The 25,348-nt window shown below is 43.8% G+C and carries 27 protein-coding genes and 1 pseudogene; 16 read left to right on the forward strand and 12 right to left on the reverse strand.

The features are described from left to right. Positions 1–76: 76 nt before the first annotated feature. Both GQR89_RS17735 and mgtE read right to left on the reverse strand, forming a co-directional pair. On the reverse strand, positions 77–943 hold the full coding sequence (locus GQR89_RS17735; RefSeq protein WP_158771279.1) for a DMT family transporter: 867 nt from the start codon (positions 941–943) through the stop codon (positions 77–79). A 3-nt stretch (positions 944–946) separates the two neighbouring features. Then, entirely contained in the window at positions 947–2,305 is a 1,359-nt protein-coding gene (gene mgtE, locus GQR89_RS17740) for a magnesium transporter (RefSeq protein WP_158771280.1), read from the reverse strand. Positions 2,306–2,554: 249 nt separating this feature from the next. On the opposite strand from mgtE, the gene GQR89_RS17745 reads away from it, so the two are divergent. The 5 genes from GQR89_RS17745 to GQR89_RS17765 are packed head-to-tail and all read left to right on the forward strand — an operon-like array spanning position 2,555 to position 6,367. After that, positions 2,555–3,223 (forward strand): response regulator, encoded by a 669-nt coding sequence (locus tag GQR89_RS17745; protein WP_158771281.1) that lies wholly within the window; start codon positions 2,555–2,557, stop codon positions 3,221–3,223. A gap of 5 nt (positions 3,224–3,228) precedes the next feature. Further along, complete coding sequence (locus tag GQR89_RS17750; protein ID WP_158771282.1) at positions 3,229–4,557, forward strand: HAMP domain-containing sensor histidine kinase; 1,329 nt, start codon at positions 3,229–3,231, stop codon at positions 4,555–4,557. Beyond that, the gene (locus GQR89_RS17755) at positions 4,550–4,903 is read left to right on the forward strand and encodes a cupredoxin domain-containing protein (protein WP_158771283.1); all 354 of its coding nucleotides are present in this window, start codon (positions 4,550–4,552) and stop codon (positions 4,901–4,903) included. The genes GQR89_RS17750 and GQR89_RS17755 overlap by 8 nt, the downstream gene beginning before the upstream one ends. Further along, positions 4,893–5,651: a high-affinity iron transporter gene (locus GQR89_RS17760; RefSeq protein ID WP_158771284.1), complete on the forward strand. Its 759-nt coding sequence runs from the start codon at positions 4,893–4,895 to the stop codon at positions 5,649–5,651. Before GQR89_RS17755 ends, GQR89_RS17760 begins: the two co-directional genes overlap by 11 nt. Further along, complete coding sequence (locus tag GQR89_RS17765; protein ID WP_158771285.1) at positions 5,648–6,367, forward strand: hypothetical protein; 720 nt, start codon at positions 5,648–5,650, stop codon at positions 6,365–6,367. Before GQR89_RS17760 ends, GQR89_RS17765 begins: the two co-directional genes overlap by 4 nt. Before the next feature lie 174 nt (positions 6,368–6,541). Here the strand turns inward: GQR89_RS17765 and yiaA are convergent, their stop codons facing one another. From yiaA to GQR89_RS17780, 3 genes are all read right to left on the reverse strand, one after another. Beyond that, on the reverse strand, positions 6,542–6,970 hold the full coding sequence (yiaA, locus tag GQR89_RS17770; protein WP_158771286.1) for an inner membrane protein YiaA: 429 nt from the start codon (positions 6,968–6,970) through the stop codon (positions 6,542–6,544). Between the two features lie 159 nt (positions 6,971–7,129). Beyond that, positions 7,130–7,984, reverse strand: a complete 855-nt coding sequence (locus tag GQR89_RS17775; protein WP_158771287.1) for a DUF2145 domain-containing protein — start codon at positions 7,982–7,984, stop codon at positions 7,130–7,132. A gap of 2 nt (positions 7,985–7,986) precedes the next feature. Beyond that, positions 7,987–8,373 (reverse strand): hypothetical protein, encoded by a 387-nt coding sequence (locus GQR89_RS17780; RefSeq protein WP_158771288.1) that lies wholly within the window; start codon positions 8,371–8,373, stop codon positions 7,987–7,989. A gap of 171 nt (positions 8,374–8,544) precedes the next feature. Here GQR89_RS17780 and GQR89_RS17785 point away from each other — a divergent pair, with 171 nt between their 5' ends. Further along, positions 8,545–9,285 carry a helix-turn-helix transcriptional regulator gene (locus GQR89_RS17785; RefSeq protein ID WP_158771289.1) on the forward strand — a complete coding sequence of 247 codons (741 nt, stop codon included), beginning with the start codon at positions 8,545–8,547 and terminating at the stop codon, positions 9,283–9,285. A gap of 84 nt (positions 9,286–9,369) precedes the next feature. Here GQR89_RS17785 and yaaA read toward each other — a convergent pair whose 3' ends face one another. Further along, positions 9,370–10,143, reverse strand: coding sequence for a peroxide stress protein YaaA (yaaA, locus tag GQR89_RS17790; protein WP_158771290.1), 774 nt, complete (start codon positions 10,141–10,143; stop codon positions 9,370–9,372). A gap of 194 nt (positions 10,144–10,337) precedes the next feature. Beyond that, positions 10,338–10,829, reverse strand: a complete 492-nt coding sequence (locus GQR89_RS17795) for a hypothetical protein (RefSeq protein ID WP_158771291.1) — start codon at positions 10,827–10,829, stop codon at positions 10,338–10,340. Positions 10,830–11,046: 217 nt separating this feature from the next. Between GQR89_RS17795 and tal the strand changes: the two genes are divergently transcribed. Together tal and pgi are read left to right on the forward strand one after the other, a co-directional pair. Next, positions 11,047–12,000, forward strand: coding sequence for a transaldolase (gene tal, locus GQR89_RS17800; RefSeq protein WP_158771292.1), 954 nt, complete (start codon positions 11,047–11,049; stop codon positions 11,998–12,000). Positions 12,001–12,082: 82 nt separating this feature from the next. After that, positions 12,083–13,726, forward strand: coding sequence for a glucose-6-phosphate isomerase (pgi, locus tag GQR89_RS17805; RefSeq protein WP_158771293.1), 1,644 nt, complete (start codon positions 12,083–12,085; stop codon positions 13,724–13,726). Between the two features lie 72 nt (positions 13,727–13,798). Here the strand turns inward: pgi and GQR89_RS17810 are convergent, their stop codons facing one another. The 3 genes from GQR89_RS17810 to GQR89_RS17820 are packed head-to-tail and all read right to left on the reverse strand — an operon-like array spanning position 13,799 to position 16,449. Further along, positions 13,799–14,890: a DUF2955 domain-containing protein gene (locus GQR89_RS17810; protein ID WP_158771294.1), complete on the reverse strand. Its 1,092-nt coding sequence runs from the start codon at positions 14,888–14,890 to the stop codon at positions 13,799–13,801. 9 nt (positions 14,891–14,899) lie between these two features. Further along, the gene (locus tag GQR89_RS17815; RefSeq protein ID WP_158771295.1) at positions 14,900–15,964 is read right to left on the reverse strand and encodes an HlyD family secretion protein; all 1,065 of its coding nucleotides are present in this window, start codon (positions 15,962–15,964) and stop codon (positions 14,900–14,902) included. 2 nt (positions 15,965–15,966) lie between these two features. Further along, on the reverse strand, positions 15,967–16,449 hold the full coding sequence (locus GQR89_RS17820) for a MarR family transcriptional regulator (RefSeq protein WP_158771296.1): 483 nt from the start codon (positions 16,447–16,449) through the stop codon (positions 15,967–15,969). A 265-nt stretch (positions 16,450–16,714) separates the two neighbouring features. On the opposite strand from GQR89_RS17820, the pseudogene GQR89_RS17825 reads away from it, so the two are divergent. After that, positions 16,715–17,479 (forward strand): annotated as a pseudogene (locus tag GQR89_RS17825) (DNA/RNA non-specific endonuclease). 71 nt (positions 17,480–17,550) lie between these two features. Here GQR89_RS17825 and rutR read toward each other — a convergent pair. Beyond that, positions 17,551–18,222 carry an HTH-type transcriptional regulator RutR gene (gene rutR, locus GQR89_RS17830; RefSeq protein ID WP_158772316.1) on the reverse strand — a complete coding sequence of 224 codons (672 nt, stop codon included), beginning with the start codon at positions 18,220–18,222 and terminating at the stop codon, positions 17,551–17,553. A 293-nt stretch (positions 18,223–18,515) separates the two neighbouring features. Between rutR and rutA the strand changes: the two genes are divergently transcribed. The 7 genes from rutA to GQR89_RS17865 are packed head-to-tail and all read left to right on the forward strand — an operon-like array spanning position 18,516 to position 24,262. Continuing rightward, complete coding sequence (gene rutA, locus GQR89_RS17835; RefSeq protein ID WP_158771297.1) at positions 18,516–19,598, forward strand: pyrimidine utilization protein A; 1,083 nt, start codon at positions 18,516–18,518, stop codon at positions 19,596–19,598. Continuing rightward, entirely contained in the window at positions 19,598–20,368 is a 771-nt protein-coding gene (gene rutB / locus GQR89_RS17840) for a pyrimidine utilization protein B (protein ID WP_158771298.1), read from the forward strand. The genes rutA and rutB overlap by 1 nt, the downstream gene beginning before the upstream one ends. Next, on the forward strand, positions 20,361–20,744 hold the full coding sequence (rutC, locus tag GQR89_RS17845) for a pyrimidine utilization protein C (protein WP_158771299.1): 384 nt from the start codon (positions 20,361–20,363) through the stop codon (positions 20,742–20,744). The genes rutB and rutC overlap by 8 nt, the downstream gene beginning before the upstream one ends. A gap of 51 nt (positions 20,745–20,795) precedes the next feature. Then, positions 20,796–21,572, forward strand: coding sequence for a pyrimidine utilization protein D (gene rutD / locus GQR89_RS17850; protein WP_158771300.1), 777 nt, complete (start codon positions 20,796–20,798; stop codon positions 21,570–21,572). A 49-nt stretch (positions 21,573–21,621) separates the two neighbouring features. Continuing rightward, complete coding sequence (locus GQR89_RS17855) at positions 21,622–22,212, forward strand: malonic semialdehyde reductase (RefSeq protein WP_158771301.1); 591 nt, start codon at positions 21,622–21,624, stop codon at positions 22,210–22,212. A 28-nt stretch (positions 22,213–22,240) separates the two neighbouring features. Beyond that, positions 22,241–22,768 carry a flavin reductase gene (locus tag GQR89_RS17860; protein ID WP_158771302.1) on the forward strand — a complete coding sequence of 176 codons (528 nt, stop codon included), beginning with the start codon at positions 22,241–22,243 and terminating at the stop codon, positions 22,766–22,768. Positions 22,769–22,771: 3 nt separating this feature from the next. After that, entirely contained in the window at positions 22,772–24,262 is a 1,491-nt protein-coding gene (locus GQR89_RS17865) for a CoA-acylating methylmalonate-semialdehyde dehydrogenase (protein WP_158771303.1), read from the forward strand. A gap of 63 nt (positions 24,263–24,325) precedes the next feature. Here GQR89_RS17865 and GQR89_RS17870 read toward each other — a convergent pair whose 3' ends face one another. Then, positions 24,326–25,321 carry an alpha/beta fold hydrolase gene (locus GQR89_RS17870; protein ID WP_158771304.1) on the reverse strand — a complete coding sequence of 332 codons (996 nt, stop codon included), beginning with the start codon at positions 25,319–25,321 and terminating at the stop codon, positions 24,326–24,328. Positions 25,322–25,348: the final 27 nt, after the last annotated feature.

Consider the following 25,348-nt stretch of genomic DNA (forward strand, 5'->3'; position numbering starts at 1 on the left):
ATAAAAAAGGTAGCGATTAACATTAGATAAACCCGCTACCTTTTTTATATTTAAGCCTAACGGCTGCTCACAATCATTAAACCTTCGTTTTTTTACCCAGAATCACCAATAACATGCCACCTAAAATAGCGATAGATGAAAGCATTAAATGCGCTGTAATAGGCTCATCCACCAGCAACACACCGCCAAACGCAGCTATAATTGGTACTGATAATTGGCAAACTGCCGCTACGCTACTGTCTAACTGAGATAAAACCTGATACCAAATAGCGTAACCAATACCCGATGCGAGTGCACCAGATGCTAATGCGTAGGCAACACCTTCAAAGGTTAAGCTAGCCGTTGGCATAAACACAGCCATTAATACCAGTCCCAAAGGTAAACAACGAATAAAGTTTGCCGAAGTTGACTCAAGGGCATGGGTCGATTTAGCACCAGCTAGGCTGTACATTCCCCACGCAACACCCGCCAACGCCATAACCATCAATCCTATCAAACTAGGTGATGATAATTCTGGCAGCACAAAATACACAAACCCGACTAGAGATATCACCACTCCGCTGCTTGCGAGCGCACTCATACGATGACCCGAAAATCTAGCCACCAGCAACATAGTAAATTGTACCGCTGCGAATAATATTAATGCCCCTGTTGCGGTGGGTAATGTCACGTAGGCATAGGAAAATCCAGCGGCATAAGCAAACAAATACCCAGCTTGGCGCCAGCTACCATAAGCATTTAAGGCGCTAAAACTACGAAGGGTTGCAGGTGATTTAACGAGCATAATAACACCCAGCACCAACGCAGCTGAAGTCAAGCGAATGCCAGTAAAACTCATGGGATCCATATTTTGCTCGTCCAGCGCTAAGCGACAAAACACCGAATTAGCCGCAAATGCGACTAAGGTTAAAAAAGTCAAAGAAACAAGAGGTAACACAGTCATAAATTACAATAACAACCAAGTTGCTGTGCCCAAGAAGGCAAAAATTCCTACCACGTCGGTAATAGTGGTTAAAATCACACTACCGGCAAGCGCAGGGTCAATATTCATTTTTTTCATCATGATCGGTAACATAGCGCCAGCTAAACCCGCCGCTATCATGTTGATCATCATGGCAAAAGCAATCACACCACCCAGCATTAAATCTTGTTTCCAAATGGCGATAACTGACGCAATAAGCAATGCCCAAATGACGCCGTTAAAAAAGCCGATGGCCAGCTCTTTACCAATCAACCAACGGGCATTGCTGTCGCTAACATGTCCCAACGCCATACCCCGTATAACCAAGGTCAGAGTTTGATTTCCCGCAGCCCCGCCCATACTCGGCACAATGGTGTTTAATATAGCGAGCACCGCTAATTGGCTTAATGTGGCTTCGAACATGTCGCTCACTGCAGCGGCCATTAACGCCGTAAACAGGTTCACACCCAACCATACAGACCGCTTCTTGGTACTTTTTATTACAGGGGCGAAGGTATCTTCTTCATCTGCCAAACCTGCCATGCTCATCATGGAGTGCTCCGCACCCTCTCGAATAATGTCTACCACGTCATCAATGGTGATACGGCCCACCAAATGATTTTGTTTGTCCACCACAGGGGCTGATAACCAATCATAGCGTTCGAACAAACTGGCCACTTCGTCCTCGTGCATGTCTACGGGAATAGTCACCGAGTCTTGGGTCATCAATTTTTCAACCATGACCGCAGGCCTAGCGGTCAACAAGGCAATAACAGGCACACTGCCAATTAACTCGTCATTTCGATTAACCACATAGAAGGTATCGGTACCCTTGGGAATATTCCCTTTTAGGCGTAGATATCGCAAAATCACATCCACCGTCACTTCTGGGCGCAAAGTAATGGTATCAGTGTTCATAATAAAACCAGCAGTATCTTCGCCGTAAGACAACGCTTGCTCTGCTCGCTGCCGATCTTGCTCGTCCATAGAGCTCAGTGCATCTTGAGACACCGCTTCGGGTAAGCCACTTAGGGTTTCGACGAGATCATCGGTATCCATCTCTTCTAGTGCGTCGGCTAGAATTTCAGGCACCATTTGACGAATAATACCGTTTCGCACGTCCTCAGAAAGATCTTCCAGTACGTCACTGTATTGCTCTGGTTCGATTAACTGCCAAATTTCTGAACGAGTGCGGCTGCGGCTAGATTCAAGTAATAAGGCCACATCACAAGAGGGCATTGTGCTTAGCATCTCTCGCACTTGCACTATCATGCCATCGTTTAGAGCTTCGTTAATCTCTTCAATTTGATTGCTAAGTTTTTTTGCTTCTTGAGAATCAGGCATAGTATGTATTTACCTAGAAAACGTGCGCTTAACATCTTGATTTATGGCCTATATTCTAATGGATGCAAGCCACGATAGCAGTATTAAAATCACCCTTTTTTGTGATTTAATAGCAAGATATCCCAATCCACGTTATTGCGACCCGTGCAATAGAGTTCGCGTAACCCTGTATATTCCAGTAGCGGGCACTTAATGTTGGCTTAAGCTGTAATGAGTAAGCTAGATCTTTGTACTATTAGGGTGAATGAAATGCGAATTTTACTTGTTGAAGATGACATATCCTTGAGTGATGCCCTGAGTCAGTCGTTACGCAGTGAGGGTTACGCCATCGATAGCGTGGCGACGGGTGCTGCGGCACTATCGGCGATTGTCACGGGCGAATTTACCCTAATGATCTTGGATCTAGGGTTGCCCGATATGGACGGCATTGACGTATTGCGACAAGCCCATCGAAATAAACAAGGTTTGCCAACGCTTATTCTTACTGCCAGAGACAGCATGACCGACAAAATAACCGGCCTAGATGGCGGCGCCGACGATTATCTTGCCAAACCCTTTGATATGCAGGAACTGCTAGCTCGTCTTCGTGTAATAGAGCGTAGGCTAGGTACAGCAAATAGCTCAATTGTGACCATAGGTGCGGTCACACTTGATTTAGCCAGCCATCAAATTCAAGTCGAGGGTGAATCAAAAGAGTTATCTCGCAGAGAGTTCATGCTAATCAAAGCACTAATGGATAATGCCGGGCGGATCCAGTCAAAAAGCCAATTAGAAACCAGGCTCTATGAATGGGGCGACGAGTTGTCTAGCAACGCCATCGAGGTGCATATTCATAACTTACGCAAGAAGCTACCTAAAGATTTTATTAAAACTATTCGCGGAGTCGGCTATAGCGTGACAACAAGAACGAGCGCCTAACTTACATGCGCTCAATTCGTCGCCAGTTAACCTTAACGCTCATCGCATTGCTCATACTTATCAGCTTTAGCGCTGCACTGCAGGGTTATCGTTCTAGCATGCTCAAATCTTCAGAGCTGTTTGACGCCGAACTTATCGCATTAGCCAATAGCTTTACGCATGTGGCGTTACTGCAAACGTCGCAACAGTTCGATAGTGGCGAAAATATCGCATTACAATTATGGAAAAAAGACACGCTCTTCGTCAGCTCTTTAAACACACCTAAGCGAAAAATAGGTAAATTTTCCACTGGTTTCTCCGATAATAACTTTGCCGGTAAACGTTGGCGTGTGTACTCGCACTTATCGCAAAAAGCCCAGATATGGATCATGGTCGCGCAGCCATTACAGGGTCGCTTCGAACTAGCTGATAAAATGATTATTGCGGCTATGGCGCCGATTATTTTAACGATCCCCTTCCTAGCCTTAATCATATACTTTGCAGTTAGCCACGGATTAAAACCTTTACGCTCTCTATCTGAGGCCTTGCGGCGACGCTCTCCAAGAAACTTTGAGCCTCTAAATATAGACGCACCAGCGACTGAGCTCGCACCTATGATTACTACGCTTAATTCACTACTTGGTCGCTTACAAGCCGCCTTTGAGCGTGAACAACAATTTGCATCGAATGCTGCCCACGAGTTACGCACGCCATTAAGTGTATTAAAAATTAACTTACATAATTTACGTAAAGATACCGTTAGCGACAGCAATATCCAACGTATCGATAAACTACATCAAGACACAGATCGCATGATACATGCGATCAATCAGATATTATTATTGAGCCGCACTAATCCAGAGTACTTCGAGGCCAATAGTCGTCAGGTCGATGTGTACGAAATTGCGCAAAGTGTCATTTCAGATATGTACGCCAGTATCGACAACAAGCAGCAAACCATTGAGTTAATAGGTAAACCACAGGTTATTTTAAGCAGTGAGTTTGCTCTTTTAACATTGTTTCAAAACTTAATTGGTAACGCCCATAAATACGCTCCACAAGAAGGCCATATTCAAGTTCACGTGCACCAAGATGCTAGCGACGTAGTCATCCAAGTAGATGATTCAGGCTCCGGCTTAAACGACGATGAATACGCCAAAGTGTTAGAGCGTTTTTATCGCTCCAGTAAACATATAGAGCAAAAAGGACAAGGCATCGGGTTAGGCTTAGCGATTGTAAAACAAATCGTCGATTTGCATGCAGGTAGAATACGCTTGCATCGCTCCACGTTAGGCGGGTTATCGGTACAAGTTCATTTACCTCTAAGTAGAAAGCGCGAGGTGAACATTGCATAAGTATTTACTGACTTTTTCTTTATTGGTGCTTGTGCACAGTGCTCCGGCAATGGCGATGCCTGAAATGGTGATTACTATTCGTGACCACTTGTTTTATCCATCTGAAGTGATTGTGCCAGCAGGTAAAAAGGTCAAACTGATTTTCATCAATCAAGACAACACTCCAGAAGAGCTCGATAGCTTTGAATTGAATCGCGAGAAGGTGGTTTTTGGCAACGCCAAAGCCAATGTTTTTATTGGTCCTCTGGACGAGGGCGAATACCATTTTTTCGGTGAATTCCATCCTTCCAGTGCTGTGGGCAAAGTTATAGTTGTATCTCCTGAGGTATTTAACGATGTTAATTAATACTGTGGTGCTTTTTTTACGCGACGCACTACCCATTTTTGTACTGTTGAGCATGCTGCGTGTCTATGCAGACATTGATTGGCGCCATTTATTATGCGGCTTGGCTATGGGGGTATTTTTGTCCACCATTGTGGTGGTCAATCAACATACCGTTAGCCAGTGGTATCAAGGGGCGGGTTACGAGATATTAAAGTGTGCCACGCTTATAGCCGCATACCTACTAGCTGCGCGACTGGTCATCACGAAGGGCACGCGTTTGGGTTTATTTGCAACCATTATAGTAGCGATTTTTGTGGTCCCCAGAAGTGCTGATTTCTCGGTATTTGTTGTCGGATTTTGGTTTCAAGAAGATGCTCTGTCGCCCATATTATTTGGTACCACCTTGGGCTTAGGTATCTGTATTAGCGTTGCCATATTAGTGGATGTGATATTCAGTAGTCTCAATAAACGAAGTATTACCCGTTGCGCATTTACCTTATTTATAGCAGGCCAAGTGGCAAACGTTGTTTTGTTGCTACAACAGATCGACTGGTTAGCTGACCCAGGGCCACTGTGGAATATAAACAATGTCATTGCAGATGAAAGTGAATACGGTCATCTACTGAAGGTACTTATCGGCTATGAAGCCGCACCAAGCAGCTTTTACTTATCAACATTGCTAATCGCTCTACTTTTACCATTAATCATCCGCAGCGTTGTGTTATCTAGACAACGCGCACCTCATTCAACATCGGAGTATCAAGTATGATATCTCGTAGCGTCATGTTATTCGCCATAAGCTTAGTACTCGCTTCAGGTTTGGCCAAAGCTGAGAAACATGAAAGCAGCAACAACGTGGTTGATAAAATTTATCACCCCTACGTGTTGCCGTTAGAACAAGAATTCGAATGGCGCTTAATGTCACGCCAAAACGATGAAGGTAATTCACTTGTGCAACGGGTTGCGTTTGGTCACTCAATCAATGACCGATTAACCTTGGAAGCTTATCTCGTAGGCGACCGAGATGAAGGCGATGACTTTGGTCTAGTGGCTTACGAGCTAGAAGCTAGATGGATGATCACCGAACAAGGCAGGTATTACGCAGATTGGGGGGCGCTTTTTGAACTTGAAAAAGAACACCAAGAAGACAAATGGGAGTTTACGACGGGCATATTAGTGGAAAAAGAGTTTGGCCGTGCCAGTATCACCAGTAATTACCTACTTGTTTATGAGTTTGGCAGCACAATCGAAAACTCGTTCCATTCAGAGTTCAGGTTGCAATATCGCTATCGCTTTATTCCCGAGATCCAACCGGCTATTGAGCTGTATACTGCGGAAGATTTTGTTGGCCTTGGCCCATCGTTTATGGGGATCCACCGCTTTGAAGGGCAAAAACAAGTTAAATGGGAGTTGGGTTTTATCGCTGGATTAAATGGCGACAGCAAAGATCACACTCTGCGTGTGGCAATAGAGTACGAGTTTTAACGTTAATGTGTGCTGCCTGGATGTTACCTAAAAAACAGTTAAAGCTGTTCTATAATTATCTCGGATATTTTGCGCGTCAACCATCCTCTGTGCCCAGCGCGTAAAAACTAAAAAGCCGCGAGGATCGTATGTTCCTCGCGGCTTAGTTGATAAATTCTGTTTTATTTAGTGAACTTACTCAGTGATAAATTCGGCTTGGTCATTATGGTCATCGGCTAATGCGTCTTTATCACGTACGTTTTTCTGTACGGTGACCGCGGCGAAAAGACTTAAGACATAGGCCATAGCGTAGAAGCCTTTTTCACTCAGTGCTAATTCCGCGTTATATAAACCTAAGGCTAATAATGCGATAGCCAAGCCCGATGATGCCCACGATAACGTTTGGTACATACTTGAGGTTTTGATGCCCTGTGCTTTATCACGTATCGTTTTTTGTAACGATACCATTGAGAACAAACCGTAGAGCATAGTAATCAAGTAGTAACCTTTTTCGTTTAGTGCCATCTCTGCATTGAATAAGCCGATGCCGTAAGCAACGGTACCAATAACTAATGCCGCTACTGATGCCAACGTATAAGATTTAGTAGGTGCTTGAATTGTCATTTGTTTGTCCTTTTTCATTTTTGTTAAATAAACCCGCGTCTTGCTGGAGTGGGGCTAATATGCCCTTTGGATTAGAATAAATAAACCCACTTGCTTTTTGTTGAGCATAACTACACCAATAGTCTATTTTTTCGATACCTTTTTGGGACTATCACCCTGTTAACTCTTTGTCGGTGCGCCAATAGATTGAAACGTCAAATCTGTCATCGCTTCAAGTACTTGCCCGTTACTGCCTAAAATCACGCTTTGACTGGCTAAGTCGTATTTTGCTAGATACTGAGCAATTGAAGTAAAGGTGCTAGTCGCCACTTTTCCTGTGTGATCTTTGGTGGTGATATCATCTTGCAGCATCGAGCCAAACATCAACTTAACGCGACTCGTGTGTACGCGCTGCGGTGTAAAATACGCTTTGGTATTGGCTTTTAACTTTGCTATATCAACCGTCTGGTAGATGGCTGCATTTAACATATCTAATGTGTGCTCTGTACAGTTTTGTAACTGAGCGTTCATCGGGTTGGCAATAACCGAATAATTGTTGTTGTGTAACTGCTGATTTTTGCCTGTAGTGATGATGTCTATTAGCCGAGTTTGTATTTCCTGGGTAGGAACAATGATACCCGCTGTTAACTGGTCTGCCCCCCAAAAAAAGTCTGCTGGATAATCTGTGATTAACTGGCTTTGGTTGAGTTGGTCGGCCTTTTGGTAAAGGTTATAAATGGCGTAACCCTTGACTAATTCACCGTCATCAAGAGTGATGTCTGAATATAAGGCCACCGCGGTATGCGTGAAACGAATACCTCTTGGTAGGTCTTTTTGCGGCCGGCCTACTCTTGCGATAACGAACGCTCTTGCTCCCTGTCCTGCAGCATACTTCTCAACATTCTTGGCAAAGCTGACTATTTGCTCGGGTTTATGGGTAGCAGTTTGCTTAGCTTGACTACCTGCTGTTGCGTTGAAGGATATCGTTAGAGCCAGCACGGCTGCGCTAAGTAAATGTTTAAAATGCATATTCATGCTTACTGACCCTGCTTGTTAATATTTTGATTCTTAGTATGCGTAGTGTTTTGAATTAAAATCACTTGGTTTGGCGCAGGATCTACCGTGACTGTCGTGTCACTTATGTCTAAAGGCGCGGCCTTGGTTGGTTTGCTAACATGACTCAGTTTAACGCTATCAGCTGATTCGGCGATAACACTGCCAGTGACTAAGCTTAAGCCACCGACGACTACCAATGGAGCGGCAACAGTGACACTGGCCACCTTGGCAGTTGATGCAACGCCTTCGGTTAAGGCTAATGCTGAATGCTTGCTTGCTTGAGCACTATGATGAACTGAACCTTGGGCATGTAACCCAGTCGCTGAAAATGTAAGCGTGATAGCAACTAACGTGTTGATAAGTTTCATCGGTAATCCTTTTGGTTTTTATTATGGTAGATAACATTTGTGTTCTCTTGGTACGACATCGCCAAGGAACGAGATACAGACTATGTCTTGGTATTACCTGTGTAAACATTAACCATTTATGTATACTCAAGGGCGACCAAAAGTATATTAATACGATACCAAAAGGGATTTATGAGCCAGATCAGTCAAATCAGTAACACCTTAAAGCAACTGCTGCGTCAACATCAGATCACCTATAAAGACATTGCTGAAAAACTCAATATGAGCGAAGCCAACATCAAGCGAATATTCTCGACCAATAGCTTCGCGCTCGACCGTTTAGAGCAAATTTGTGAAATTCTGCAGATGAGTTTGTCTGATCTGTTTATCATCGCCCAAAAGCAAACTCAGCAACTCACTCAACTCACCGAAGAGCAAGAAAACGAGTTGCTTGGAAACACCAAATTATTGCTTGTGGCTGTTTGTGTGCGCGATGCGTGGACATTTGATGAAATCATTCAATACTACGATATTAATAATCATGAGTGCGTTCAGCTATTAGCCAAGTTAGATCGAATAAAAATTATCGATTTACTGCCTAATAACCACTACAAATCATTGATTGCTCAAGACTTTAGATGGATCCCCGCAGGGCCACTTGAGCGGTTTATGGAGCGTGAGGTTATGGTCAAGTTTATGGCGCCAAAGAAAGAAGAGCCTTGGACGTTTCGGTTCTATCTCAGAGGACGTTATTCTCAAACCTCGGTAGACATTATACAACGCAAGCTCAACCAACTAACAAAGGAGGCCGCAATTTTGAACCAAGAAGACGCGAGCCTACCACTGAGTAAGCGGCAGCATTTTGGGCTACTGATGGCAATGCGCCCATGGGAACCTTCATTGTTTGAAAATCTGCGCAGAGAAAACCCATAAAAAATCGGAATAATTGGGCTGCGATCATTATTTAAAACAATCGCTGAAAGTGACCAAAACCACTGGGACTTAGCGATGGTGGCTCTAATGTTCGTCCCTTAAAAATACGATTTTATTACCTGAGCTTTGCTCTTCGCTAAAGCGATAACCCGCGGTGTCAAAATTCTTAAGCCTTGCAACATCACTCACTTGGTTTTGAATGATATAACGCGCCATGAGGCCGCGAGCCTTCTTGGCGTAAAAACTAATGATTTTGTATTGGCCATTTTTAAAATCTTTAAATACAGGCTCAATAATTTCACCGTTTAACACCTTAGGCTTGACGGCGCTAAAGTATTCGGTAGACGCCAAGTTAACCAATATATTATCGCCCTGCTCTGCCAGTGCTTGATTTAACTTTTCTGTGATAATGTCACCCCAGAACTGATACAGGTTACTGCCTCGTTCAGTGTCAAGCTTGCAGCCCATTTCTAAACGGTACGCTTGCATTAAATCTAATGGCTTTAACAAACCATATAAACCGGACAATATACGCATATGTTTTTGCGCATATGAAAAATCTTTATCGCTAAAGCTAGCCGCATCCAAACCGCCATACACGTCCCCGTTAAAGGCTAATACGGCCTGCTTGGCATTATCGTCGGTAAACGGTATGTGCCACGCAGCGAAACGATCGGCATTTAAGCCAGCAAGTTTATCGCTGATTTTCATCAACGAGCCTATCTGTGCGGGGCTCAGCTTGCGGCTGCGATCAATTAGTTGCTTACTATGCTCCAGTAACTCAGGCTGAGTGAATGGCGGAGCGTTTTTAATTTTCTCAAAATCAAGATTCTTTGCGGGTGATACTACCAGTAACATCTCAGTTCCTTATTCCTAATTAATTGGGGTTATGATACCAATACGACGCCAACGCTCAAACGATTAAAATAGATAGGCTTAATCAGTAAAGTTAATCACTATTAATGCGTCCCCTTAAACGCTGGGCACTTTAATTGAATACAAGCGACGTGCTCTACCTTAGATATGAAAGTGTCCCATCTAAAATATATAAATTAATGCAGTTGCTCGCCCTGTAAGGCTTCGACTAAGCACGCATATTCCTGTTCATTTCGCGCACAAATAATGATTTTTCGCAGACTGTCATACTGAATCGACGCCTCATTGACAGCAGTAATCGCTAATTGGCAAAGATGTACTGTCGATAAGCCATTATTATTTGGTTGTGAATGGTGGCCAATAACGCCCAATGCAATGCTACGCAGTTCAGATGCTGCGGCGCTGCTTAGTGCCTGACAATAACCGGTGTAAATTTCTGCTGTGATCTCATCAAGAGATTTAGCCTCGCTGGGGAGTTTGAGCTTAATAACAGTACCCGCTACCCATGGATCATCAGGTGTGGTCTGAGCAATCTCTACCCGCACGCCATCAGTGCCGTGAACAGCGCTATTCTGGCCTTGTGGATCCTCTAAATAGGTGGTGCTCACTATGGCATCAACCTGCAAAAGATTTATGTCTTCTTGTATTAGCGTTATTTTTGCTGACATTGTGGGTGTTTTACTCGCGTATGCAGGACAACGGTTATATCCTATGCTACCTGTTTGTTTACACCCGATCTCAGTTATTACGGCATTACTGTCATAAAGAATTAATTTATGAACGGCATTGATTGTGACGTGATCACCCCCCAATAATAGTCTGAGAGCATATACATTTGTTGATTAAAATGTTGTAATTTTACAACATAACGAATTCGAGGTTAGCATGTCCAATCAGTTACAAGCGTTACGCGATATCACCACAGTCGTTGCCGACACCGGCGACATTGAAGCAATCAAGAAATATCAACCTGTTGATGCCACTACCAATCCTTCTTTGTTGCTTAAAGCTGCAGAAATGGAGCAATATCGCTCGCATCTAGAAAGCGCCGTTGCGTGGGCTAAAGAGCAGTCAGATGACGCTGCCCAACAAATCATAGACGCTGGCGACAAATTGTCAGTTACCATAGGCACAGATATTGTTAATATCGTGCCTGGTCGTATTTCTACTGAAGTGGATGCCCGTCTATCGTTCGATACACAAAACAGCATTGAAAAAGCTCACAAGCTAATCGCGTTATATAAAGATGCGGGCATCGATAAAAGCCGTATCCTGATCAAACTAGCTTCTACGTGGGAAGGCATTAAAGCTGCTGAACATTTAGAAAAAGAAGGTATTAATTGTAACCTGACGTTGTTGTTCAGTTTTGCCCAAGCTCAAGCCTGTGCTGAAGCCGGTGCTTACCTAATTTCACCTTTCGTTGGCCGTATTTTAGATTGGTACAAAGCGAAAACAGGTAAGACTGAATACGCAGCAAGTGAAGATCCTGGCGTGCAATCTGTAACGCAAATTTATAACTATTATAAAGAGCATGGTTATAAAACCGTAGTCATGGGCGCAAGTTTCCGTAATATTGGTGAAATCACTGAGCTTGCTGGTTGTGACCGTCTAACGATTAGCCCTGGTTTGCTAGAAGAGTTATCTAACAGCGATGCGCCTCTTGAAACTAAGTTAAAAGACAACGGCGCAACTAAAAAAGCCGGCCAACCACTTGATGAAGCAGCTTTCCGCTGGGAAATGAACCAAGATGCGATGGCCACTGAAAAACTGTCTGAAGGTATCCGTAACTTTGCCGCAGACCAAGTTAAGCTCGAAACGCTGTTGAAAAGCTACCTGTAATACAGGCATTATGAAAAGAGCGTCTAGTTAGGCGCTTTTTTTTACTTTATAAAATTGATATTAAATCTTACAGGAGTCCTGCATGACTGCGTTGACTAACACCCTTACTTGGCAAAAACTTGCCTCTTTAGCTGATGATGTTAAACAACAGCATATGCGCGATTGGTTCGCTAACGACAGCGACCGCGCCAGCAAATATCAGCAAACAGCCTGCGGTATCGAGCTAGACTTCTCAAAAAACCTGGTCACTGACGATGTGATGAAAGCGTTGTTCTCGCTGGCGGATGAGAGCCAAGTCGCACAAAAGCGTGACGCTATGTTCAAAGGCGATATCATTAATCACACTGAAAACCGCGCAGTATTGCACACGGCTTTACGTAACTTTTCGGGCCAGCCAGTCTATGTTGACGGCCAAGATGTCATGCCAGAAGTATTGGCTTGCCAAGACAAAATCAAAGATTTCGTTGCCAGTATTCATAGCGGCGAACGCAAAGGCTACACTGGTAAAGCATTAACACAGATAGTGAGTATCGGTATTGGTGGTTCGTTTTTGGGCCCTAAAATCATGTCTGAAGCCCTTAAACCTTATTGGTTTGACGGCGTAAAAGTACACTTTGTAGCAAACGTGGACGCGTGCCACATTCAAGATGTGCTAGCAGGTCTTGACCACGAAGAAACGTTAGTGGTTATGTCCTCTAAGTCATTCACTACCCAAGAAACCCTACAAAATACCTTAACCGCTAAGGACTGGTTCTTAAAGGCCGGTGGTACCCAACAAGACATAGCCAAGCACTTCATTGCAGTTTCGTCGAACATTAAAGCCGCAACAGATTTTGGTATGGCTGAAGAAAACATCTTCCCCATGTGGGATTGGGTTGGCGGGCGTTATTCACTGTGGTCTGCTATTGGTTTACCTATCGCACTGACTATGGGTTACGACAATTATCGTCAATTGCTTGAAGGCGCTTACGCCATGGACGAGCATTTTAAAACCGCGCCCCCAGAACAGAATTTGCCCATGATCACCGCGTTATTGGGTGTGTGGTACATTAACTTTTTTGGTGCTCAAAGCCATGTGCTTTTACCTTACTACCATTACTTACGTGGCTTTCCTGCTTACGTTCAGCAATTGGACATGGAAAGTAATGGTAAGAGCATCAGCGGCGATACAACGCAGGTCGATTATGCTACAGGACCTATTATTTGGGGTAGCGAAGGCACTAACGGTCAGCACTCATTCCACCAGCTAATTCATCAGGGCACCCTTTTGATCCCTGCTGACTTTATGTTGCCATTGAATGTAGCTGATCAAGACAATACTCATCACGCAATGTTGGCGTCTAACTGCTTTGGTCAGACCCAAGCTTTGATGCAGGGTAAAACGTTCGATGAATGTTATGCGGATCTTGCAGACAAAGGCTTAGAAGAAGCTGAACGCGTTAAATTAGCGACCCACAAAACGATGCCAGGCAACAAGCCAAGTAATACCTTGTTGTTCGAACAAATAGATCCTAAAACATTAGGCTCACTTGTGGCTATGTATGAACATAAAGTGTTCGTACAAGGGGCAATATGGGGTGTAAATTCATTTGATCAGTGGGGCGTTGAGCTCGGTAAAGAGTTGGGGAATCAAGTATTAGATAAAATCGTTAACACAGATGCGGCCTTATATTTTGATGGTTCTACCAATGCGCTTATTGCCCGCTTTAGACAAGCAAACAGCTAATGAATGCTCTGTTAACATAATGCAAAACAAAGAGACCTTTATGGTCTCTTTTTTTAAGTGAAAGGCAATTTTTCAAGGTGCAGAATTAGGCAAAACAAAACGTGTGGTAACAAACTGATTAAGGAAACGATGCATAAGATACACAGCTGTTAACGTGGCTGCCACTGATACGGTAACTGATGTAAAACGATACAACGCATTGTAAACTAAATCCTGTTGCGGTGATAAGTACTGTCCGAACAAGATACCCATGGTCGTCATAGCACCAAAACCCGCACCAGATCCCCCGCCCTCAAGCATATGATAGCGCGCAAACAACATCACACTTATCCACAAGGCAATGCTCACAAACCATAAAATACCACTATGGTCGAGCAACACGAATTGCCAAGCTAAACCGATATTACAGCCTATCAATGTACCGATAGCACGATTGAGCGCTGCGCGGCCTGCCCCATACCAGTTTAAAGGGAACAAGATCAGTACCGATGATACCTGAGCAGACAGGGAATCTTGCAAATCAAGTACTTGAAATACAATAAATGACAAGGTTGCAACCATGGACGCTAATATCACTTCATGTCGACGATTACTATCCGGTTTGCTGACAACAGGAGGCTTGGCACGCGCTTCTACATCGGGGAAGATTAAATGCATGAACATCGCCACAAAAACAGTCAATATGCTCGCAGCGACATTTGACATGACCAGATCGCTCACTGACGCAGTGCTGTAACTGGCAAAGTGCAGTTGCATCGATAAACCGACCACTCCTACTGCACCAAATAAAAAATTCGCTCCATTTGACATACAACGGAACATAAAAGCGAAAATCATCACCACCGTGATGATCATGGGTATAGGCTGGTCGCCAAACATTCCTTGAACAACAAATACAAAAGCGGTGACTAATGCTGCACTTGCCAAAAACTGACGAATAATGTGCGCATTGAGGATCGGAACCAAGCCCAGAATTAGCATGGGGTATACAGTAAAAAAGGTACCGTAATTCCAATCCATGAGTTTACTAATCGTAAAGCCAAGTGTTGCCCCAAATGCCACCCGTAAACACTGGCGAACTTCATTCCCAATGAGTGCTCGATGCGCTGGGCGACTGACGCTACCTTTGCGGATAAACGGCAGCCTTAATAGAGGTTTCAACATCAGTTTGGCCTAGTAAATGTAGTGAACAATGCTGATCACATGGGCTTGCAGCGTACCTAACCAACTGGCTAAACCACCCACAGGATGAAGCTGCACTGTCGCCCGAGCACCTGATGGCAGGGTCTGAAGTAACTGTAGGTTCTCGTGTAAAACAATATGGGTACGCATATATTGAGCGTCCCTCACCCAGCGGTCAGAATTCTCTGGATTGGCTAGTGAACCGTCAGCACTGATTTGACCATTTTTGACACCCGCATCGATAGCCAATACCTTGCCAGTAAACACGTCACCTGGATGCGCATCAAATACGACTGAGGCCTCATCGCCAATTTGTACATGGCTCAACGATTTTTCCCTAAAATCCGCCACTATGTCGCCTTTGTCCACGACTATCGCTGCTACAGCCAAACCTGCCTGCGCATAATTCCCGGGCTGCAATTGCAGGTTGGTTATTTGCCCTGCCACCTGTGACCGTACATCCGTGTAATTTAACTGTAACTGTGCGTTTTGTAAGGTGTTTTGAGCTTGACGAAGGCGTAAATTAGCGTCACCATTTTTGCCTCGTTGCGCTTCAAATTTAATCACATCAGCTTGTACCGCCTCCAATTTCGCCTTAGCCGCACGGTAGTTAGCTCTAGTTTGATCATATAGCTGACGTGACACAGTATTCGACTTGATCAAGTGTTCAACTCGCTCTACCTCAAGCTTTAATTCGTCTACATCTGCTCTCGATGCCAATACTTGTGCTTTTGCCGCAGCGATAGATGCATCTAACTGCAAATTTGTTTGCGACGCACTTTCAACCAACAACTCGGCTTTATCTACCGCTATCTCGTAAGGGCGTTTATCTAAACTAAATAGCACTTGACCCACGTCAACCTGTTGGTTATTTCGCACGTATACAGATTCAACTTGCCCACTGACCTTTGATGACACATTCACCACTGGATGCAGCACGCGAGATTGAGTACTGACCGGCATCCATAGATCCGCGACTAAAAAGTAGACAAACGACAACATAAACACCGTTAGGGCAATATGTACCCAGCGTTTAAACATTTGGTCAGGAGCCATTACTACTTTCCTCCTTCATTTTTCTTGTGCAGCATGGTGCAGGCGTTGTGCTCAATTCTTTTGAGCACGCTATAAACCGTATCCAGTTCTTTGTCACTTATTCCGTTTGTCAGCTCCGTGCGTACCAAATCCACACCGCCACTTAACATTTGCATACAAGTGTTTCCTTCATTGGTAAACCATAAACACTTACATCGACCATCACTCGGATGGGCACGCCGTTCAATAAGATTAAGCTTCTCTAACTGATTAACGGTACGATTTAGAGATGGCATTTCTATTCCGAGTTCGGTGGCCATGGCATGTTGCGATGCCCCCTCTCCCATGTTTTTTAAGTTCATCATCACCGACCAGCGCGCCTCAGTCATTCCCATTGGCTGAACAGTTTGAGATATAGCACTTCGCCACAAGCGAAATACCCGCCCTAACAACCAACCCATCCCAGGATTGTTAAGTGTTCTGTGCTCTCTCTTTTTATCTGACATATCGATCTCATATTGCTGTTGCCTCGACTTTACGTTCGATTGCAACTTATTTACTTAGCATGCTAACTATTATAATGACTTAAATTTACTTAGCAAGCTAACTAATAATTTGAAACATCTAATACAGATTTTTTTACATCGTATGTACGCAGAGGATCTATGTATGACTAAATAGGGACTGACGTAATCAAATCGGATGTAATATTTTTGGCACAATCCTTGTGTATAACCGTATGAAAAACAACCAAAACCACAAGGAAATAGCATGAAATTAAAAACCGCCGCAGCTGTCATTGTATCTCTTTGGAGTAGTGCCATATTTGGAGCAAATTGTGTATATGATTGCCCCACTGGTGTTACTGGCCAAGAGATTGAACGCTCAGTCTATACAATGAGCAACAATGGAAATACTAAGTTTGCTGACTGGGTAGCCTATAACGTGACGAGCGCAACGATTAATGGCCCATCTCGCTCCCGATATTAGCGTGCAGATCCCAGCATTGATTCAAGCGAAACACTTGAACCCGACGATTATACTGATGCTAATGCTGTGTTAGAAACCGATCGCGGGCACCAAGTTCCATTAGCTTCTTTTAGCAATACCACTGATTGGGCAATGCTCAATTACTTATCAAATATTACGCCCCAATCTTCAGACTTAAATCAGGGCCCTTAGGTTGATTTAGAGACAGCAGTCAGAAATATAGTAGCTGGCGGACAAGACGTTTATGTCGTCACCGGTCCCCTGTATGAATGGACATTTGGCACATTACCTGGGGCTGATGAAACCCATACCATTCCCAGTGGATACTTCAAAGTTGTTATTACTGATGTAAATGGTTGGGTAGAAGCTTCAGCATTCATTATGGAGCAAAATGCGAACCGAGCTGATGATTTTTGTTCCACCGAAGTGACGGTAGATGAAGTAGAGTCACGCTCTGGACTCAATATTATGCCCTCATTAGCTTCGTATAAAGAAAGTTCAGTTGAAGGGAAGTTGGGTGGCTTAACCGCCGCACTAGGTTGCTAATATGACGAATTGACTAAAAACGATGCCTTATATTAGGCAGCGTTACGTTACCATGTCGATTTGAGCTAGCGCTATCTCGGTTCGATTCCACCAAGAATAATACGTTGAACGTTTTCTAAAGTGCTTTGGAAAAAAGTGGGATCTTGCAACGTTTGGCCAGTTACCGCTTTTATTTGAACACTAAAGTCTGCGTAATGCTGGGTGATTGCCCAGATGCTAAATATCAAGTGATAGGGATCGATTTTCGCTAACTTACCTTCATCGATCCACGCGTTAATTACCTCGACTTTCGCTACCATCAAATCGTGTAGGGGCGACTCCAATTCAGTAAATAAAAGAGGAGCCCCCTGAACCACTTCCATACAAAATAACTTAGACTCTGCGGGGCAATCCCTAGACATTTCTAATTTCACTCTAATATATTCAGAAATAGCCACAATAGGATCTTGCTCAACGGTGAAGCCATGTAACGGTGCCAGCCACACACCCAACAAATGCTTAATGACTTCAATGTATAACTGCTCTTTGCTACTGAAGTAATACAGTAAATTCGTTTTAGACACATCTGCCTTTTCCGCTATTTGCTCGATACTCGTGGCACTCACTCCACCTTGAGAAAATAGCAGCAAAGCAGCTTGCATAATCCGCTTGCGTTTGTGCTCAGCAGCCTCAGAGCGCCTACGCTGCGCACTTGGACTAAATTTACGGGTAGCTTGTTCGGGTTTCAGTGTCTTATTCGCTATGGCGAAGTGATATTGGGTTCGATTCTATAAGCTAACCATCAATTTATCCATATTTCCCCAAACACTGTGTTTCCAAGAAAAGTCAGAAGTGATGATAAATTGCTCACTTTTAGCGCACTACATGCTCCAAAATGGACCACTCGGTCCACTTTGATTTTAAAAAACAATTTAACTGACTGTTTTTCATACTGTTTATTTATTGGTCTACTTTGTGCTTTTTAGAATATACGACATCAAAATTTGAGATCGAACTCAGGTTAGGCACGATTAACTAAAAAATAAGTGAGGCAAAAATGGATGTAGGTATATTTATTCCTATTGGAAATAACGGTTGGCTGATGTCAAAAACATCTCCTCAATATAAACCTACGTTCGACTTGAACAAAGAAGTTGTGCTTAAAGCAGAAGAATATGGGTTAGATTTTGCTCTGTCGATGATTAAGCTAAGGGGGTTCGGCGGGGAAACCGAATTTTGGGATTACAACTTAGAATCTTTTTCTTTAATGGCTGGGCTGGCCGCAGTAACGTCAAAAATTCAACTTTATGCGACAGCCGCAACTTTAGTAATGCCGCCTGCGATCATGGCGCGTATGGCGACGACTATCGATTCTATTTCCCACGGACGTTTTGGCGTTAACTTAATCACAGGCTGGCAACGTCCTGAGTATTCACAAATGGGTATGTGGCCGGGTGATGAATTCTTCTCTAATCGCTACGAGTACTTAGATGAGTATATTAAAGTGGTAAAAGAATTATGGGACACAGGCCGTAGTGACTTTAAAGGCGAGCATTTTCAGATGGATGATTGCCACATGCTACCTAAACCCCAAAGAAAAATTCCGATTATCTGTGCGGGTCAAAGCACTGCAGGCATGGCCTTCTCAGCCAAACACGCAGATTACAACTTTTGCTTTGGTAAAGGCCTCAATACCCCTACAGCGTTTGCGCCGACTGCCGCTCGCTTGCTAGAAGTCACCGAAGAAACTGGCCGTGACGTAAGCTCAGTTGTGTTAATTATGGTGATCGCTGACGGTACTGACGAAAAAGCCATGGCTAAATGGCAAATGTACAAAGAAGGCAAAGATCAAGATGCCATTGATTGGATGACCAATCAAGGCGCAGCTGATAAGAAGTCAGGTAAAGACACCAACGTACGAGACATGACAGATCCCACCTCTGCAGTAAATCTTAACATGGGCACACTCGTTGGCTCATACGAGTCGGTGGCGAAAATGTTAGATGAAATAGCGACCGTACCCGGCTGCCAAGGCGTGCTGCTGACGTTTGACGATTTTATTAAAGGAATGGATGACTACGGCACCAAAATTCAACCTCTAATGAAATCTAGACAACACCTTACTGATGCGGTGGCCTGATGAACAAGGAAGCACATTTTGACGTCGCTGGTTACTATCAAGAAAAACAAAAAAACGCGGTTATTCTTTCAGCTAAACCAGAGCCCCTAGCGCTCAATATCGAGCAAACAGCTGTCATTGTAGTCGATATGCAAAATGCGTATGCCAGTGAAAATGGCTATTTGGACAAAGCTGGGTTTGATGTATCTCGCACCAAACCGGTAATTGAAAAAACAGCACAAGTCGTGAAGCTAGCGCGTGAAGCGGGCATGCCGGTGATATTTTTTCAAAATGGCTGGGATCCTCAATACACAGAAGCCGGAGGCCCTGGCTCACCGAATTGGTACAAGTCGAACGCATTAAAAACCATGCGTAAGAACCCAGATCTAATGGGCACCATGTTGGCAAAGGGAACTTGGGATTATGCGTTAGTCGATGAATTAACGCCTCAGGATACTGACATTGTGATTGCTAAAACCCGTTACAGCGGATTTTTCAATACCAACTTAGACAGCATGTTACGTAGCCGTGGTATTCGCAATTTAGTTTTTACCGGTATCGCGACGAACGTATGCGTTGAGTCCACTTTGCGTGACGGCTTCTTTCTCGAATATTTTGGTGTCTTGTTAGCTGATGCCACCTATCAAGCAGGCTCTGATGCTATTCAACAGGCCTCTTTGTATAACATTGAAACCTTTTTTGGCTGGGTTTCAACCGTTGATGATTTCTGTGCCGTGGTTTGTGAGAAAACGGCCCAACCCAACTCAATTCAAGGTGATAGCAATGAGTAAAAAATCGATAATTCCCCCAGGAACAGGTAAACCATTAGCCCCTTTTGTTCCGGGCTCGATGGCAGACAATGTTTTATATGTCTCTGGCACTTTGCCCTTTGATAAAGAAAACAACGTGGTTTATGTGGGTGATGCAGAAGCTCAAACACGCCATGTTCTAGACATCATAAAATCAGTGGTCGAAGAGGCAGGAGGTACCATGGAAGATGTCACATTTAATACCCTATTGCTCACCGATTGGGCAAATTATGGGGCTATCAATAAGGTATATGCAGAATACTTTCCTGGCGAAAAACCAGCTCGATACTGTATTCAATGTGGCTTGGTAAAACCCGATGCACTCATTGAAATTGCTACTGTAGCGCATATTGGTTAACCCCTGAAAATGCACTCATTCTCGCCGTTCAATTTGGTATGAGCAAGTAATATGTATTATGAAATTCACGGATTAGCTGCCGCTGACGCCCCGGTGTTAGTGTTGAGCTCGGGTTTAGGTGGCTCTGCCAATTTTTGGCAGTCTCAGCTGCCAGCGTTAACAAAAAAGTATTGCGTGCTCATATACGACCATTTAGGAACCGGCAGAAGTCCCGCAGAATTAGCACACGATTACTCAATCGCATCAATGGCAAGTGAGTTAATCGCCTTACTTGATGAACTGCATATAGCCAAATGCCATATTATCGGTCACGCGCTAGGAGGATTAGTCGCCTTGCACATTGCAGCTAGCTCTCCTGAAAGAGTCATCAGTATGGTATTGGTCAACGCTTGGAGTAGCCCTAACCCGCATACCACCCGCTGTTTTAATATTCGTTTAGCCATATTAGATAACTGTTCTCACAGCGTATATCTGCAGACTCAGGCGCTGATCCTATATCCACCAGATTGGATAGTAGGAAATATCCAAACGTTAGAGAAAGAAGAGCAACACTTATTGGCCAACTTTCCTGACAAGACAAATTTACTGGCCCGTATTAACGCACTTAGCCAATTTAACATTGATGATAAATTGGCCTCCTTAACGGTTAACACCTTAGTCATCGCCAATAAAGATGACATATTAGTGCCCTGGCAGCGCTCACAGTGGCTAGCGGACTCATTACCTCACGCTACATTAGTCCTCTTTGATTATGGAGGGCATGCCTGCTCGGTGACCACTCCCACTGATTTTAACAATACACTCCTAAAGCACTTAGAGACTTTTTAATGGCATTTATTATGCCTACTACTTCAACTCACTTTTGGACAATAAATACATGACAACCCAGCTATCAAGAACAGCTTTAGAGCAGCTTTTTACCCAAGCCCATACCCATACGTCCTGGCACGATAGCCCCGTGCCTGAGAGTATTATTAAGCAACTCTATGAGCTAATAAAATTCGGTTCGACGTCTGCGAACTGTAGCCCAGGACGCTTCGTTTTCATTGGCTCTGACGAGGGCAAAGAAAAACTAAAACCTTGCTTATCGAGTGGCAATGTAGAGCAAACCATGACAGCACCATGCACTGTGATCGTTGCCTATGATGAAGCGTTTTATGAAGAACTGCCGACATTGTTTCCCTACGCCGATGCACGTAGCTGGTTTACATCTAGTCCTGAGGCCGCATACGAAACCGCAATGCGCAATAGTTCGCTACAAGGTGGCTATTTAATTTGCGCTGCAAGAGCACTAGGGTTAGACGTAGGTGCCATGTCAGGCTTCAACCCAACACTTTTAAATGAAACCTTCTTTGGGGACACCACATGGAAAGTTAACTTTTTACTGAATATAGGATTTGGTAACAAAGACAAAGCACACAAACGCTTACCTCGCTTGGACTTTGAACAAGCATGTAAAGTGATATAAATAACTCAAACTAAAAAGAGGACAGCTTATGAACGCGTTAAGTGAAGTAAAACCCAACGAATTAATGTGTATTTCACCTGAAGCTTTCAAAGATGGAATGGCTAACCTTGCTGGGGCTGTGAACATAGTGACCACTGTAGGTAAAAGCGGCAAAGTAGGCTTTACCGCAACGGCAGTATGTAGCGTTAGTGACAACCCAGCAACCATGCTCGTGTGCTTGAACAGAAATGCATCTGTGTACCAAACCTTTAAAGATTGCAACACATTAGCAATTAATACCTTGGGCGTTGGTCAAGACAATCTATCGAACCTGTTTGGAGGTAAAGCCTCTATGGGCGATCGTTTCGCCAATGGGGAGTGGGAGACCTTAACCACCGGCTCACCAATACTAAGTAACGCAGCGGTATCATTTGATTGCATCGTGATAGCCAAACATAGTGTGGCAACACATGACGTCATGTACTGTGAAGTCGTTGCTATTTCTCAGAATGCGTCGGCAGGCTCACTTATATACCACCAGCGCAGCTATCAACAAATTTCAGCTAAAGCGGATTAAACTATGACAACAATTGGTCATTTCATTAATGGTAGAACCATTACCCCTCAAGGACGCTCACAAAGTGTGTACAATCCTGCCACCGGAAACGCTGAAAAATCTGTTTTATTAGCTAGCAAAACCACAGTAGAAGAAGCAATAACACATGCCCAAACTGCATTTGCAGATTGGCGTAACACCCCTGTCAGTAAACGGGCAAGGGTCATGTTTAAATTTAAACACCTGCTAGAAGAGAATGCACAGCATATAACAGCTTTAATTGGTCAAGAACACGGCAAGATTAGTCACGATGCTGCCGGAGAGCTTCAACGTGGTATTGAAAATGTTGAATTTGCTTGCGCAGCCCCACACCTTTTAAAAGGTGAGCACAGTAAAAATGTCGGCCCCAGCATTGATTCATGGAGCGAATTTCAGCCTCTTGGGGTAGTAACGGGTATTACTCCGTTTAATTTCCCTGCCATGGTGCCTTTATGGATGTTTCCATTGGCCATCGTATGCGGCAATACGTTTGTTTTAAAACCTTCTGAACGTGACCCAAGTTGCGCAATGTATTTAGCCCAATTACTAAAAGAAGCTGGTTTGCCGGATGGTATCTTTAACGTAGTCAATGGTGATAAAGAAGCAGTGGACGTATTACTTAGCGATGAACGTATTAAAGCGGTAAGTTTTGTAGGTTCTACGCCAATTGCTGAATATATTTATACTACCGCTAACACCAACGCCAAGCGCTGCCAAGCCTTAGGCGGAGCCAAAAACCATGCGATCGTAATGCCTGATGCCGATATGGACAATGCAGTCAATCAATTGTTAGGGGCTGCATTTGGCTCTTCAGGCGAACGCTGTATGGCACTTTCTGTTGTCGTTGCTGTGGGTGACGAAGCAGCTGATCAGTTAGTCTCTAAAATGCAAGCTGCCATGAGTGAATTAAAAGTCGGCTCATATCAAGACGCAAGTAACGATTTCGGGCCACTGATTACAAAGCAACATAAGCAAAGGGTAGAAGCTTTTATTACCAGCGCTGAGCGCCAGGGAGCCAAAATTGTTGTGGATGGACGCAATATACAAGTAGACGGTTATAGCGATGGTTTTTTTATTGGTGCGACATTAATTGATAGCGTCACGCCGATTATGGAAAGCTACCAAGCAGAAATATTCGGCCCGGTGTTGCAAGTCGTTAGAGTCGACAATATGCAGCAGGGAATGCAGTTAATTGATGATCATGAGTACGGTAACGGCACATGTATCTTTACCCGAGATGGAGAAGCAGCTCGCTATTTCTCAGACCATATTCAAGTAGGTATGGTGGGTATCAACGTCCCTTTACCTGTACCGGTTGCGTATCATAGCTTTGGTGGCTGGAAACGCTCATTATTTGGTGACCTTCACGCTTATGGGCCTGATGGCGTCCGTTTCTATACAAAACGAAAAACCATCACCCAACGCTGGCCTTCAAGTGGAGTGAGAGAAGGAGCAAGTTTTTCTTTTCCTAGTTAATCCCTTTCGTACCATTACCGCTAGCTAAACGCTAAGCTAGCGGTAACATGCAAACAAACTCAACTATTTTAAAGCTTCGTTTAGCACCGCTTTAAAGCGATCAAAATCTTCAATTTGCGGTAAGTGTCCTAAGCCAGATAATTGGTATAACTTGCCGTATTGTAACGTGTGCACCACGCGTTCTCCGAGCTTATCATAACGGCCCAATTCATAAGTAGTTGCAGCTTTTTGCCAATTTCGACCTGGGGCTGTCCGGTCTCGCGTGCCCAGAATCAACCGTGTAGGCACTTTTATATGACTAAACTCATCAATGACAGGCTGGGTAAATATCATGTCATAAGTCAATGCATTCACATGAGCAATAATGTCTTTATCAGGCCCTTGAACTTGCCCAATTAAAAAGTAGGTTAGCTTTGCGTACGCTTGATTCCAGTTTCCAGCATAATAATTTTTCTTTTGGTAAGCCTGAATAGACTCAGCACTTTTCTTTAATTCTTGCTGGTAAAAGAAACTAACATCCTTGTATTGGCTATAGAGCAAGTAATTTTCTAAACCAATCGGATTGACCAATAACAACTTCGCGGTACTTTCTGGGTAGAGTAATGCGAAGCGACTGGCTAGCATTCCCCCCATAGAATGCCCTAAAATGATCCCCTGTTTTATATCTAGAGATGACATCAGTGCTTTGGTATGGCTGGCCAATGCAGCAAATGAGTATTGATAATCAAGGGGTTTCGATGATTTACCAAAGCCGATTTGATCAGGCATCAGCACGCCATAGCCCTGTTTGTGTAAATAGCTAGCTGTGGACTGCCAATAAGCGCTATTGAAATTTTTGCCATGTAGCAAGACCACCACCTCTTTATTGTCAGTAGGAGGTAAGTACATATATGCCATATCTAACAATTGGCCCTGAGAATCAAGCGCAAAATGTTGTACTGGGAACGGATACTGTACGTCACTTAATATCGCGTTATAACTTAACGATTTTACGTCTAATGGTTTGGCCGCTAACGACAAACTAAAGATCACGCCTACCAACATATATAAAATTTTCATTTATCGCCCTTAATGCTACCTATACTG

The organism is Paraglaciecola sp. L1A13, from assembly GCF_009796745.1.
Taxonomy (GTDB): domain Bacteria; phylum Pseudomonadota; class Gammaproteobacteria; order Enterobacterales; family Alteromonadaceae; genus Paraglaciecola.